Consider the following 16,145-nt stretch of genomic DNA (forward strand, 5'->3'; position numbering starts at 1 on the left):
GAAGCACTTGTGGCACTGCTTGCCATATGTATAAGGCGGGTTTGGAATGGTTTTGTTGCACAAGTCGGTCCAAATTTGCATGGGAATGCTTATTTTTGTAGGGCTACGCAAAGTAAGAATAAAAAATAAACTATATCAAAAAGATTAAGGGACACTTGAATGCAGGAGCAACTTTTTTCCTTAAATTTTCGCTCTATGCCATAGATTCTCCACACATATCTATATTTAGTATTCTATTTTTTTCACTTTCCTTGGAAGGTATATTATATTGTATATATATAGCTTGAATAAGCGTTTAACGTATCATGAAAATCATACGCCAAGATTGCCCAAAAGTTGGCTGTACATGGTTTCGTTGTTTCAAAGCAGAAATTCAAAGCAGAAATAGACTAGCATTATTGTTCAAAGCCCTAAAGCATGTTTAGAAAAATTACCTATGGTATATAAACCAATTCAAATCAAAGGCCTTACGTTGTATTTCTCCCATAAAACAGTTGTTGAAGATTTCAATTGTCAGATCACTTATGGCAGCCGCATTGCGCTTATTGGCAAGAATGGAAGCGGAAAATCTACACTCCTTAAAGTAATGGCAGGTATTGTTGAACCTGCTGGTGGTACCCTCTATAAGGACAAGGCAACCGTTATCGGCTATGTTCCACAAATTATTGAAGATTATGCAAATTTAAGTGGGGGACAACGCCTTAATACTGCTATCACAGAAGCTTTGCGTTTAGACCCCAATGTGCTGCTGCTTGATGAGCCTACCAATCATTTGGATAAACACCAGCGAAAAAGCTTAATGTGCCTGCTACAGGCTTACTCCGGTACCCTTATCATTGCTTCCCATGATACTGAATTGCTACGCAATTGTATGGACACTTTGTGGCATATGGATAATGGAGCAATCCATATTTTTTCAGGTAATTATGACGATTACATACATAAGATCAATCTAAAACGCGCATCTATCGAAAGCGATCTTGAAAGATTAAGCAGACAAAGGAAAGATATGCACAACAAGCTTATGCAAACGCAAGAAAGAGCAAGCAAAAGAAAAGCTTACGGTGAGAAAAAATATGCGGCAGATAAATTGGCCCTACGTGCCGCTCAAGGTAGCGGGCAAAACAGTTGCAGTAAGAAGAAAGCAAAAATAAGAGAAAATAAAGAAGCTCTTTTTAATCAACTAGAATCCCTTCGACAGCCTGCGCTTATTAAGCCTAAATTTTTTATTGCTAATCATGAGGTTGCTAGACGATCAGTTGTTCAAATCTCTGGTGGTTTGGTAGGGTATTGCTTGGATCAACCGCTGCTGTCTGACATCAATTTAACCCTTTCTGGTCAAGACCGCCTTGCCCTAGCTGGGGATAATGGTAGTGGCAAATCGACACTGATTAAGGCCATCTTGGGCGATAAATCGGTACATAAAACAGGGGAATGGTATGTAGTAAAAAGAGAGGACATTGGCTACTTGGACCAACACTACAGTACGCTTTCCCCCAGTAAGTCCGTACTTGAGACAATCTCAACATTGGTACCAGATTGGTCTCACGCGGAAGTAAGGCGTCACCTCAATGATTTTTTATTCCGTAACAATGAAGAGGTAAATACGTGTGTCCATACCCTTTCAGGCGGTGAGAAAGCAAGGCTAACACTTGCGCAAATTGCTGCTAATCCCCCGAAACTCCTACTGCTTGATGAAATTACCAACAACCTCGATTTAGAAACCAAAGGGCATGTTGTACAACTCCTCAAAGCTTACCCAGGAGCAATGATTGTTATCTCACATGATACAGATTTCTTGGAGAAAATTGGAATAACACAGGTGGTTGACGTGGCCTCTTTTAAGCTATGAAATCAGATGTTTAACTGCTATGTATGAACCCCTAAATGATATAAGTAACAAATATTTTTATGTATATACTGAAAATAAGACAATGACCTCCTTCATTCGATAAATATTTGATTAATATAGAATCGAAATAATATGGCAAATTCTCTCAGGTTAGTAATATTTATTGGTTTAGACAAGCATATAGCAAGAATAATTCCTTTTTCTTTAATAACAACTACTTTAACTGACTTAAAATTTTTAAAGTATATAAAGAATATATCAGTATCATAATTAACGACCTTCTCTAGATCTAATAGATCAAATGGGATCGTAAAACCTATACCTAAAAATTTTACTAGCGCTTCTTTTGAAGCCCATAAGCAAGTTTGTATAACATATGCTTCCTGTTGTAGGATACTTTGAAACATATATAAGTCACTATTGCTAAAAGATGATGAATCTATTTTTTGTAAATGAGCGGTATATTCTATATCTATGGTTGCTTTAATACAAGGTGGACTTATTACAGCAGCCCCCAAATCATCCGAATGGGCAATAGAGATATTAAAATTACTTCCCTCTATAAAAGGTTCCCCCTCTATAGTATTGTTAATTTTAATGTCTTTAGAATAGCTGTTGTTATTTATGTGATGTGCGATAAGCTTTTTTACAACTATTCTCCCTAACAGAAAACTCCTCCTTTTTAAAGTATAAGTATATTTTGATAGCTTACTAAGCTCTTCCAAATGAAGGTATTTATTTTTAATTAATTCTAATTCTCTATCAGTTTTTTTAGCAAGACATAAAGATATTTTGTTATTCTCTATATCAAATTTTTCTTCTCCTTTCAGGTCAAAATCAAAAATAAAAAAATTGTCTAAAATTAAACTATCACGCATAGAAATCCAAAAATACTTTCGATACTTGGGATTTATGCAAACCGAGCGATTTGGCTATAAAGTAGATGCTATTGGTAATGATATTTGTTACTTGTTCATAAGGTGTATATATGCCCATTATGTTTTTAACTATGTTAAATTGCATGGTAGCCCAATTATTATGTGAGAATGGGTAATATGCTCCCAAGGCATCTGCTACTACTAGACCTGAAACAATAGCTCCCTCATGACCTGTGAGACTTGTATCTGTGCCGCAAAACCAAAAATGATTTTTTCCTTGAAGTTTCCGTATATTTTTTTTATTGCTCATATCTTGTGGTCTTAATTTAGGTATTTTCCAATATTTTTTTAGATAGATATATTGATCTGATATTGTGAACTTAGGGTCGAAAGTAACTAGGATAGGTGTTTCTATATGCTTATAAGGGTCTAAACAATTAATTACACGGGTTAATGAACCAATAAATCGGTCTTCATGCTGTTTATAAGTAAATTCACAATAAATAGTAGCATTAAATTTTTTAGTTAATATAGATAAATCAGAATGTAACACACATTCTATAGGTGTATATTCGAAATGACCTAAAATATTTTTTTCCTCATCAGTAGGATTGCTTATCATTGACAACGTGGTATCAGCATGAGTAGCAAAAATTACTTCATCAAACTTTAGTGGTGGCTTTTTATCTACATATATTAATACGCAATTACTATCTCTTTCGACTTTTACAACTTTACTATTAAGATGTATCTTATCCCCTAATTCTTGAGAGATCTTTGATAAGTAATTACCAATTCCTTCTTCAGATTTTCGCCAATAAGTGGGATGAAAGAAAGACAATAATCCCATAGAAAAAGAAATGGCACAAAAAGTTAAACTATACGCTAAGGTTTGGGAATTTCCACTTGAAAATGTTGTTAATAATGGGAGTAATGCCTTATATATGAAATCTTTGGAATAATTTTCTTGCTTTAAAAATTGTCCTAAAGTCGTTTTTTGTACAATAGGATTATCTAGATGAATTATTTCATGCATTTGAGCATGAAACCTACTACATTCTCTAGAAATTTTTTCCCATATAGGTCCTTTTATGTGTGTATTAGTCCAAAATTCATCATTCTTTTCCTTAGAAGCAGCTCCAAATGATAAAGGTGCTATAAATGTATCAATTTTAAAATGATTTAATAAGGTATATAAATTTGGTGCCTGCTTTTCAGAAAAATACTCTACTCCTAAATCTACTTTTACCCTATGGCCATTTATTTCAAGCGTTTCTGTATAAGCATGCCCCCCTAAGGTATTTTCCATTTCAAACAAAGAAATATTATGGACTTTACTTAAGGCCCATGCAGCGGTAGCTCCTGCTCCCCCCCCTCCTATTATAGCTATGCTTTTCTTTCTCATTTGTATACCTCATTTAATTATTCACGAATATACCTTCTATCAAGAAATTTGAGGCTCATATCAATATAATTTGAATATTCTGAATTATCAATGAATTCAAAAAATACCATTTCTTTAGTAACAATAGGTATATTGAGCTGGTTAAGTCTATTAATAGCTGTTAAATGATCTATCTCATTTCGTGCTGTAATAGCATCAACAATTACAAAGGTATCGCTGCCATTTTTTTTGAAATCTATAGCAGATTGGCTAATCGCTATATGTGATTCCGCTCCTGCAAGTAAAAATTGTTTTCTTTTTAGCTTACTAATTTTATCTTGAACTATAGGTTCCTTTAGGCAAGAAAAATGAACTACTTCTGCATGTAGGGGGTTTTGGGCTATTTTAGTTAATGTGCCTATAGACGCACCTAATTTTTTATGTTCAATTATGATTACAGGAACATCAAAATGATTTGCCAAGTCTACTAGCCAGTAACAGCTATCTAAAACATTTTGTCCATTAATAAGAGAAGGTAAGAAATCCTTTTGCATGCTAAATATCAAAACGCAAGCTTCCTTGTGGTTAATCAACATATTTTTTCCATTTTAATATTTTATAATCCTACTTGCATGAGCTTTATTATAGTTTAATATCATCTTTATAGTCCATAAAATTTTTGATTAATCTATTAAATTTAAATGGTGCAGTCAGAGGTATAAAATGTCCCTCATTCTCAAAAGAAATAATTTTAGAATCTCTAATAAAATTCAAGCGATTGATATCATGAAGATTGATAACAGGATCGTTTTCTCCGTACACTATCATACAGCGTACATTTAATGAAGATAATTTTGGCGTGGCATCGAATTCTTGCAGTCTATTGTAATAATATTTTAGTACCTCCAGTGAACATCCGGCACTTATATAATCAATAATATTTTGTGCTGAAAAATCAAACAAATCTTGCAAATAATTTTGATGATATAGTAACGCTTCTCTTAAGGTAATTGATTGAGCAAAAATATCGTTGTCAAACTTAGCAGAAGTATTTATTAGAATGAGATTTTGTACCCTAGGACTTACTAAACTAAGAATGATAGCAATACATCCCCCTAACGACCATCCTAATAAATCAAATTTTTTATATTTTCCAGCAATAGCTTCAAAACTCTTAAATATACTAAGAACCAGATTTTCTAAATCTGGTTCCTTAAATAAGCTGTTTCCATGGCCAGGATAATGGGGAATATATATTGTATTATTTCCTTTTAAGAAAAATCTAAGCTGTTGAATCCATACATGGGCAAGTGTATTTAAAGGAGGTAAAAAGACGATTGTATTCCTATTATTTTCTCCAAAAATAAACCACTCAATACCATCTTGAAGAATAGTATTATATGCAAATTCTTTTGAGAAAATTTTAGTTGTATTGCTAATATTTAGTTCCAATTGAGGTTTTGACTGATTTTTCTTCTTAAGTTTCTCTAAATTTTCAGCTAGCTCGTTTAAGTTATTAGACGTAAGAATAATTTGAGGATTAACGGCACCATATTCTTCTTGAAATATATCTAATAATTGCAGCGCTACTATAGAATCAATACCAAAACTTTGCAAAGGTTGATCAGATGAAATAGCTTCTACTTTATACCCTAAAATGTCTGACAGCCTTGTTTTGAGTTTATCCACAACACACCATTTATTGTCATCTATATATGCTTCAATAGCATCATTTTTTTTTATAGATGTTTCTGTATTATGAAAGGACCCATCCTGTCCTATCCAAGAATATTCCCTACAAAAGGGATAAGATGGTAGAGATATGTTATGTACGAAATTAGGATACAGCGCTTGCAAAGTTATTTTTTCCTCATGCATCAAAAAATAAGCTATATACGCAAGGTATTTATACAGTTCTTTTCCTGTAAGCTCGTTGCTTGTAAGGCGATACATAACTTCCTCTTTTGAATAAGGGGGCTTTTGGTAAGTATTTATAGAGCAGTTATGCTTATCATTTAAAAAAATGTTAATGTTCTCAAGTAACTGCTCTTTAGTTTCTGCAATAGAAACAAATTTATTAGGAAAATGAGTTAATGAACAATTCAAACTGTAACTGAGACAAGCTAATTCCTGATCTTCAATACCAGATAGAAAAATTTTATAAGAATGAAGGAGCTTTTCTAATTGTCTTTTATTTTTTGCACTAAATAAAAATATATAAGGTCTAATAGTATCTATCTTATTTAAATTTATTTGTTCTGGCTTTCGTAGAACAAGATGTGCATTGGTTCCACTAAAACCAAAAGCACTAATAGCAGCTAAGTTTTTTTCTTTCGGCCATTTTACTACATTGGTATTTATTTTAAACGCTCCTAGTTTAATTTCAGGGTTTAAATTTGCAAAATTTATTTGTGGAGGAATAGTATTATGTTTAAAGCTAAGTACAATCTTAATAATGCTTGCTAATGCTGAAGCAACTAAAGCATGACCTATATTCGCCTTTGATGATCCTATATAACACTTATAATCAGACAATTGTTCAAAACTTTCCTTTAAAGCTTTTATTTCTAAAGGATCACCAATAGCAGTACCAGTACCGTGAGCCTCAACATATCCAAGCTCAGACAAATTTATCTCATGTCCCCTGTATATTGAGGTTATCAACTCTTTTTGTGCATCAACATTAGGTGACATAAGGCCATTGGTATAGCCATCATGGTTAACCCCAATAGCTTCCATTATACCATATATCCTATGTCTATCCCTTATTGCATCACTTATTTTCTTTAACACTATACACGATACTGTTTCGGCAGGTACAAAACCATCTGCTCTTTCATCAAAGCTATAACATAATCCAGATTTAGAAAGTAAATTGGAATTTTTTGCAAGTTTAAATAATTCCGGTGTACTAAAGATGCAGCTTGCTCCTATAAGAGCGGTATCACATATGCCACTTTCTAAATATTTAATCGCTAAGTCAATTGCTACTAAAGAAGAGGAACATGCGGTATCAATATTTATTGAAGGAGCTTTTAGATTAAAAAAATACGATATTCTACCAGCGTTTACTGATACAGCATTTCCAAGGAAACTAAAGTTATTATAAATCTTTTTATTATCCTGAGTGTTATTTTTATAATCACCTGGAAGCGAAGTAGTGAAGACACCGCATTTACTATCATTTAATGCTTCTTTTGTTAATCCTGCATCTTCAAATGCTTCCCATGCTACTTCCATTAAAATTCTTTGCTGGGGATCCATTAAGGCAGCTTCTCGTGGAGAAATATTAAAAAAATTAGAGTCAAAATGAGTAATATTTTCTAAGAACCCTCCTTTATATTTTTTATCAGTAAATCCATCCCATCTATTACCATTTGTGATAGAGCATTTAGAATGAATTAAATTCTCCCAATATTCATTAGGGCTAGCTGCTCCAGGAAAACGTCCTGAAATACCTATAATAGCTATTTTTTCTTTATTTTCTTTTTTATTTGGTTTAAAATTATTGCCCTTGCTGCTGTGTGTTTGTTCTGAAGCTTTTAGCCTTTCCATATGTATGGCTAAATCATTAATAGATGTAAAATTGTACAAATCAGATGAAAAAATTTCATATCCCAGCTTTATTTTTATTAACTTAGCAATTTGTATTGCAAGTATAGAGTCCACCCCCATATCAATATAGGGTCTATCTAACATCAACTCTTCTTCTGAACAAAGCAAGACCGCTGCAAATATATTTTTTAATTGTATAAGTATATGGTTATCCTTCATATTATCTCTTTAATCATACTAGAGTCTGCAGCTGTTTCAAACCAATAAGGTTTAGTATAGAAAGGATAAGTAGGCAAGCTAAGCCTAAGTTTCGGTTCATGATCATGCAGTAACTCCCAATCAAGATCATATCCTGCTAAATATTGCTTGCGCCTTTCTTGAAGTTCGCAGTAGTATGTATCCCTATTCCTATAATCTCCTAAAGTTTCAACCATTTTTTCTTTGCTGCTTACCGCTACAATTGCTTCGGTTTGCTGATGAAGTCCATCTATTAGCTCTGCTATATTTTTGATTATCCAAGCGCACCTATAGGGAAAATGGCTGCGGCCACTATTAAGGGTGTAAGCAATATTAGCCAAACTATATGCTTTGTTTGAAAGATTAGCTAAATAATGTGCGAGGTTCTTTTGTGATTGTTGTAAGGAATACAAGGCCTTCGCTGATAAGCAAACAAGATAAAATGGTTTATCGGTAAAGTTTGTATCTATTTCTCTTGGGAGCGCTTCTTCTATAACGACATGGGCATTAGATCCTCCAAAACCAAACGAACTAATTCCAGCCACTCTAAGCGTATCACTTTCCCAACTTTGATTGTTAGATACAATGTAGAAAGGACTGTTATGAATAGCTATGTAAGGATTTAATTTATTAAAATGCAAATTCCCTGGTAAAGCTTTATGTTTAATAGATAATAATACTTTGAGTAGTGAAGCAATTCCTGCTGCTGGTTCCAAATGTCCTATGTGCGTTTTTACAGAACCAAGCCCTATATAAGGTTTATCTTCCCATATTCCCAACGCGCGCCAAGCCATCTTTAAAGCATCTATTTCAATAGGATCACCAAGTTTTGTACCTGTGCCATGGGTTTCAATATAACTGACACGTCGTGCTAACGCTTTGTCCTTATAGGCATGTATAAGCAATGCTTTTTGGGCTTCTGGATTGGGTGCTGTAAGGGAATGCGCTTTCCCACCATGGTTTTCAGAGCAACTGATAATATTTCCATAAATATTATCTTTATCCCTTACTGCATCACTATTTCGTTTTAGTAAAACACAACCCACACCTTCCCCCCTAACATATCCGTCTGCCTCTTCATCAAACGTAGCACAACGCCCTTGGGAAGAAAGAACGCCCATACTAGCAGCTGCATCGCTAACTTCATGGTCTATGAGTAGACTCACTGCTCCTACCAATGCATAGTCACATTCATAATTTTCTAAAGCTAAGACTGCTCTTCTTAAAGCTACCAAAGCACTTGAACATGCGGAATCAACAGTTTGACTTGGACCATTAAAATTTAACAAATAAGATACTCTATTTGCAAGCATTGCATGTGCATTTCCTGTTGCAGCATAAGGATGGCGACTTTGCTTCCATTGTTGTAAAAGAATTTGATAATCATTAAACTGAACGCCTACAAAAACGCCTACTTTGTTCAACTTTTGAGGGTTATATCCTGCATCTAAAATAGTACTATACGCTACTTGAAGAAATAAACGATGCTGAGGATCCATTAGCATAGCTTCTCTTGCTGATAAATTAAAAAAAGCAGGATCGAAATATTTCATTTGAGGAATCACGCCTCCATAATAATTTCTATTTTTCCACCTTTTTATGGGTTGTATAGCGTTTATGCCACTTTGCATATTTCGCCAGAAATCTTCTAAACTAAGCGCGTTTGGCATTATGCCATTTATTCCTATTATGCTACAGTTAGCAACTTTATAGCCATAGGAACTTTGTTTGTGTGTTAAATCATTAATGCTAAGCGATAGCGAATTATCCTTAATAAGTTCGTTACTATTTAATGTTTGCTTAGGTAATTTGTCTTGTATATACTGTTGAATTTTACCAGGCGTATTAAAGGTGAAAAAAATATTAGGTGGAACTGTAACTTCAAAGCTTTCCTTAAGTTTATCTGCTAGTTTCTGTAGTAATACAGAATCAAAACCTATGTCTCCAAAAGTTGTCTCCATTTCAATAGAATGCTTATCTAATTTGATAAGCTCTGAAATATGAGTCAATATTTTTTCTGGTACAACAGAAGCATCCATTTTACAGGAACTATTTAGTTCTAGTTTAGCAATAGGAATATCAAATAAACCGTGTAAAGCTTCATTTATTTTAATTTTATCCCCTTGAAGAGGCATAATAGCACCCTGTGAGATATAATTAATATTATTTATAATGGATAAAAGAATATGTAAACCTGCTCTATTCGTAATAGGTGCAATACCTTGCTGTTCATAAATAAGATTCACTTTTTCTTTGCTTACTTGCATTCCTCCGCTATCCCATAAAGGCCAGTTTATACTCGCAGTACGGCCAGAGCGTTCTTTATTTTCTACCCAAACATTACGTACAGTTGCAAATGTATCCATAAAACTATTCCCAGTAGCATAATCCGTTTGCCCTATATTGCCAAATACACTTGCTACAGATGAAAATAGTAGAAAGAAATCTAAGCTTTGCGTCTTAGTAGCCTCATCTAAAGCAACTGCTCCTTTTATTTTTATATCTACAATATTTTTAAAGTCTTTAATCTCTTTTGAAAAAAAGAGTTTATCTTTAGTACGTCCTGCAGCATGTATCACCCCGTTAATATTTCCATATGCTAATGTTACAATATTAATGAGCTCTTGTAGTTGTATAACATCTGTTATATCAACTTGCTTATAAACTATTTTTCCCCCTAAGGTCTGTAACTTCTTTAGCACATTTTTCTTATCCTGGGTAAGCTCAGATGAACCGAATAGTATTAAAGTTGCTTTAAAGAAGTGTGCTAAATATTCAGCTATAACTTGACCAATCTTGCCTAAGCCTCCAGAGATTATATAAACTCCCTTGTCCCGTAGAACTAATGACTTATTAATATTGGGAAATTGCTGCAGGTGGAAAGTTCTTACTAGTCTTGTTTCATGACGATAAGTAATTTCTTCAAAAAATTTACTATAGTAAGTAGATTCGTTAATAAAAATATTTAATAATTGTTGCCCAGAAATACTTTTTGAAAGCGTAAGCAATTTTACTTTAATATGATTACTTTCCAGTATAATGGATTTAAATAATCCCATCAGAGCAGCATAACATGCATCGTCTATATTACCTAATTCTTCTTTAACAATGACGATTTCAAAAAAGACAACAGATTTTATGATTAGTTGGGATATTTCAAAAAAATATTCTATATAATGGTTATTATTCTCTAATATATGACCTTGTAGATTTATAAATATTTTTATGGGTTTGGCTGAAGAATTAGTAAAAACAATAGCATTCAAAGCATCTTTAAAGCTTTTATAATCAAATGGAGCGACGATATAACTATAGGTGTTTTTATATCCTTCCCAGTATATTAACTTATCAATTAAAATTATATTCTGTGTATCCGTGATGTTTTTCACATCCAAAGAACTTTTTACCCATTGAGAAATGTAATAGAAAATTTCTTTTTTAGTTTCCTTATAATTTAAGTCCTCTTGAGAATTGTAATGCTGAAAGGTAATGGAGGTATCCTGTTGTAAGGTATTATTTATAGATCGCTCAAATTCATTAGACCAATATTCCTTTAAATCAAATGTATACAAAGGTAATTTTACCACCGAACGTAGTTTATAAATTTTTTCCCAAGGAATGTTATATCCTTCTTTATATAATTTATTGACTTCCCTAATAAGACTAACATATTCATTACTTTCTACATCCTTGTGTAAACTACTTAACAAGTTTTCTATTGTGCTATTTATGGTTAAAAGGGAAGTTTTGAAATGCTTCCATAAACTTTCAGCAACAAGTTCTTCTAATTTATCTACTAATTCTTCTTGACTGGAAAAAAGTACGGAACAGCGGTAACGAAAATGTTCTCTGCAACACGCTGCACTATAAGACAAAGAATATAATGAGATATGCTCAACATTTTTAAGCCATTTTTTGAAATTAAGGACATTTTCTTTAAGAGAATAAGCTGTTTTTGCTGATAAAGGTAAAATATAAATAGGCAAAATGGGGCTATTTTGCACAGTAGAGCTAGGAGGTTCTTGAATAATTACATGAGCGTTTGAACCACCCGCCCCAAAAGAGCTTATCCCCGCAACCCTAGGGTAATTGTGAACAGGCATCCAATCTTGCAATTTTTTTACTAAGAAAAAGGGAGTTTTTTTTAAATTAAGCAAAGGGTTTTCTTCTGAACAATTAATGGTAGGCACCATTTTCTTATACCTAAATTGTAATAAAACTTTAATAATAGCTGCAATTCCTGCAGCAGACTCCAAGTGGCCTATATTTGCTTTTAATGCTCCAAGAGCATAATGTTGTTTATAGGGAACTTTATAAGCTTCTGTTAAGCCCTGTATCTCGATGGGGTCCCCAAGAGGGGTGCCAGTACCATGGGTTTCTAGGTAAGTAATGGCTTCTGGTGGAAGTAAAGAACGTTCGAGCGCTTTTTTTATAACCTCTGTTTGTGCAGTAGGATTTGGTACCGTATACCCAGCTGACTTTCCTCCGGAATTTATAGCACTACCTCGTATAATACCATAAACATAATCCTTGTTTTTCAAAGCATCTTTTAATTGCTTTATTATTAATACTACTGCTCCTTCTCCTGGAACATATCCATCAGCATCTTTCCCAAAACTATTGCATTTTCCAGAAAGACTTAAAAAACGCCCCTGAGATAATATTTTATATTTGACCGGATGGGGCATGAGATTAACCCCTCCTATTATTGCAGAAGCGCAATCTCCATTTTTTACTGATTGTATTGCTAAATGAAGTGCAGTAAGTCCACCAGAACACATTGAATCTACTGCTATAGATGGTCCTTTGAAGTTAAAATTATAAGAGATCCTATTTGCAAGTGAAGCATATGATGAATCTATACTTTCTTTTTTTTCATCATATGAAATATAATGACCATACATTACGGAAATAAAAACACCAGAGTCATATAGAGATTCGGGTGTAAGCGCACTATCTTGTATAGCATGGTAAGTATTTTGTAAGAGGAGTCTTTCTTGAGGATCCATTCTTTCCGCTTCTGCAGGAGAAATGTTAAAAAATGAAGGATCAAATAATTTAATCGATCTTAAAAACCCTCCATGTCTTCCATAAGCAGTTCCTTCATTTTTAGGGTCAGGATCATAATATTTACGCCAATTCCACCGATCTTTAGGTATAATTTTAATACAATTTTTTCCTTGTATCAAGTTACTCCATAATACTTCTATAGAATCTGCTTCTGGGAATTGGCCAGCAAATCCTATAATTGCAATAGCATCATCTCTTGCAGAAGGGAAATGATTCTTAATTTCTTCCACAGGAGAATTAGAATAAGCAATTTCGTTACTTAAGCTATAAGTATCTATGCATTTTTCAAAACCAGAAAAAATTGTTTTTATTTCACTAAGAAAATGTCCTTTAATATATTCAGTTAATAAAACTATAGTTGGTTTGTCAAATAGGATTGTTTTATTAATTCGTACCTGATCATTAATTTTTCGAAGCTTTCTTTCAATCTCAGAGGCAATATTGATGGCTGCAACTGAATCAGCCCCTTTTTCAATAATAGAATCATTCTCTTCAAGATCATGTAATTTAGTATACGCTACAATTATTTCTTTTACCCAATGCGTTAAGTTTTTTGTAAAGCTATTTTCTGCTTGTTCAAACTGAAAATCAGGTATTACAACAGCTGAATTATTAAATTTTTTAATAAAATCAATCAAAAGAGAAGGAGTACCTTTATAGATGATAGCGTAATGTATGCTAGAGGAAAATATATATTCCATAGCATGGAGAGCTTCTTGCGTATGTAGAGGTAAAAGCTTCTCTTGCTTATAAGGTATGTGCATCCCTCCATTTTCCCAAAGACCCCAATCAATGCAAAAACTGTTTCCATATCGTTCTCCTTGCAGATACTTTTGATTCCTATGCATACTCCAGTATTTAAGAAAAGAATTGGCAGCAGCATAATCTGCTTGACCCAAATTGCCCATTGTTCCACTTAACGAAGAAAAACATACAAAGAAATCTAACTTTGTTTGCGCAGAGATTTTATCAAGGTTTATAGTGCATTGAATCTTAGGATATAGGGTTTCCGCAAATTCTTTATATTTTTTATGTTGAAATAATTTATCGTTTAATACACCAGCAAGATGAAAGATTCCGTGAATAATTTCATACTTAGCTAGACAATAGTCCCATGCCTCCTGCAACTCCCCTAAATTCCCTATATCAACTTTAATATAAGTAGCTACCCCTTGCAGGGGGAGCTCATTTTTTTCAATCTCTGTTAATGCGCTACGTCCAAAAATGATAATTTTTGCTTGGTATTTGCTGCTCAAAAACTTAGCTAAGCGTAAGGCTATTTTTCCTTGTCCTGTTATTAAATATACTTTCTTTCCTAGTAAAGTATTATTTATGTTGGTTAATTGACTACTTTCAAAAGACCCTTCATATATTTCATTATCCTTAATTAAGTTGAATGGTGCTTTAAATAAAGCACCATTCAACCACTTGCTTCTAAAACCATCTTCATTCAATTTTTTTACCTCAAGAGATTTAAATAAAAAACTTGAATGTTCCTCAACCAAAGAAAACCCTATTCCCTCCATTATTCCAGCTAAAACACAATCTGATTCCTTCAATAACAAGACGTTAATTTTTTCTTTAATTGCTAGTAGCGTTTGAAACAGAAAAAAAGTATTTTTTAAAAAACTTTCTAAAATAGGATAATCTGTTAATAAATTATTCATGGATCCTGTTAAAGCTATACAAACATTTAAAGGTTTAGCGTTAAGTTTTTCTAACTCTTTTTGCAAGCTGGTAAATCTGTTTTCCGGATCAAGCGTTAAATCATTAATAGTGATAGGATAGGTAATAATATTAGAAGAATTTAATGATTTTATCATTTCAAGAACATCGTTGTCAAAGTATAAAAAAACTTTAATCGTGTCGTGATCTTTCAATTCTTTGCTATCACCAACTTTTTTCCATATAGACCTGAATATATGTAATGCTCTATTTTCCACTGTAAATACATTTTTTTGTTAGAATTAACATTCTAATGAATAAAGTCATCAAACATATTACAAAGAAAAATCCGGATACGATATAGGTAAATAAACCGGAAATATTTACTAGGAAAGAGCCAAGCAACGCAGTTATGGCAGAAGACAACGCACTCATTGAAGCAGCTAGCCCCATACTTAAACCTTGCATTGTGTTGTCCACATTTTGTGACAAGTATACCAATAAAAATGAATAACCTAAGCCGTATCCTAAAGATGCTATAAAAGATAAAATATAAATACTCGTAATGGACTCAGAACGTAAGACTTGCATAAATATGCTCAAACTAATGATACACACACTTATAATTGAGCCTAGGATGGGCGTAAATATTTTTTGAAATGTTTTCGTTAATAAACAAAAAGAGATAGCCATCCCCCCTCCTATCAAGGATAAGATTTTTGCAATTTCTTTTGAGTAATCTGCAGCAGATAAAAAATAGGGTAAATATTGAAAGAAGAGCGTCCAACCTAATTGATAAAAGAAGAGCGCAATTAATATAATTTTAGCATCACCAATTTTTTCTAGCACATTAAAAGAAGCAAGGGAAGTTAATAAATTAATTTTCTTATCTACATTTTGAGGTTTTTGATCTTTGAATAGACACAAGAATAGTATGCTACATAAGGACAAAAGAGCTGTTACAAAAAAAGGAGTTTCAAGCCCAAAATTTGCCCATTTATTACTTTGGGAGAGAAATTTAGCAACTAACGGACCAATAATATATCCAGCTGTTACAGCAAAAAGAGTTAGCCCCATATTGCCTACTTTTTTATCTTCTCTACTCATATCATTCATGGCGGCTTGAGCTATTGGTATACTGCCTGCAGTAAGCCCATCTATTATTCTCCCTAGCAGGAACATAAAGGGAGATTTCAGCACTACGCCACCTCCAGATAAACAATATCCTACAAATGTACCTATAAGAGATAATAACAATATCCGTTTTCGTCCATATTTATCAGACAATTCACCTAAAATAGGAGAACCTATAAACATGCCTAAAGAAAAACCAATTAAACTAGCCGCGTATAATATGTTTCTAGTTTGAATAGAAGTAGAAGGAGATAAAATACTTTTATGTAAGTCTAAAAACATTTCAGAGAATAGAGGTAAAACAATGGAAATGCCAAGCCCATCTATAAACAATATTAAGCATAGTGCTAGCATAATTATTTTTTTTGTT

The 16,145-nt window shown here is 33.1% G+C and carries 7 protein-coding genes; 1 reads left to right on the forward strand and 6 read right to left on the reverse strand.

The window, feature by feature from the left end:
- Positions 1-436 precede the first annotated feature (436 nt).
- Positions 437-1,852: an ABC-F family ATP-binding cassette domain-containing protein gene (locus DK880_RS01105; RefSeq protein WP_109997005.1), complete on the forward strand. Its 1,416-nt coding sequence runs from the start codon at positions 437-439 to the stop codon at positions 1,850-1,852.
- A 92-nt stretch (positions 1,853-1,944) separates the two neighbouring features.
- On the opposite strand, the gene DK880_RS01110 is transcribed toward DK880_RS01105, so the two are convergent.
- From DK880_RS01110 to DK880_RS01135, 6 genes are read right to left on the reverse strand one after another with little or no spacing between them, the layout of a single operon-like run.
- A complete protein-coding gene (locus DK880_RS01110) occupies positions 1,945-2,730 on the reverse strand; it encodes a 4'-phosphopantetheinyl transferase family protein (RefSeq protein WP_109997006.1) in 786 nt (261 codons plus the stop codon).
- Positions 2,723-4,135: an FAD-dependent oxidoreductase gene (locus DK880_RS01115; RefSeq protein ID WP_109997007.1), complete on the reverse strand. Its 1,413-nt coding sequence runs from the start codon at positions 4,133-4,135 to the stop codon at positions 2,723-2,725. Before DK880_RS01115 ends, DK880_RS01110 begins: the two co-directional genes overlap by 8 nt.
- Positions 4,136-4,152: 17 nt before the next feature.
- Positions 4,153-4,710, reverse strand: a complete 558-nt coding sequence (locus tag DK880_RS01120) for an isochorismatase family protein (RefSeq protein WP_109997008.1) — start codon at positions 4,708-4,710, stop codon at positions 4,153-4,155.
- Between the two features lie 46 nt (positions 4,711-4,756).
- Complete coding sequence (locus DK880_RS01125) at positions 4,757-7,888, reverse strand: alpha/beta fold hydrolase (RefSeq protein WP_109997009.1); 3,132 nt, start codon at positions 7,886-7,888, stop codon at positions 4,757-4,759.
- Positions 7,885-14,919 (reverse strand): SDR family NAD(P)-dependent oxidoreductase, encoded by a 7,035-nt coding sequence (locus tag DK880_RS01130; protein ID WP_162534083.1) that lies wholly within the window; start codon positions 14,917-14,919, stop codon positions 7,885-7,887. Before DK880_RS01130 ends, DK880_RS01125 begins: the two co-directional genes overlap by 4 nt.
- A complete protein-coding gene (locus tag DK880_RS01135; protein WP_162534084.1) occupies positions 14,909-16,108 on the reverse strand; it encodes an MFS transporter in 1,200 nt (399 codons plus the stop codon). The genes DK880_RS01130 and DK880_RS01135 overlap by 11 nt, the downstream gene beginning before the upstream one ends.
- Positions 16,109-16,145 lie beyond the last annotated feature (37 nt).

The organism is Candidatus Cardinium hertigii (assembly GCF_003176915.1).
Lineage (GTDB): Bacteria > Bacteroidota > Bacteroidia > Cytophagales > Amoebophilaceae > Cardinium > Cardinium hertigii_A.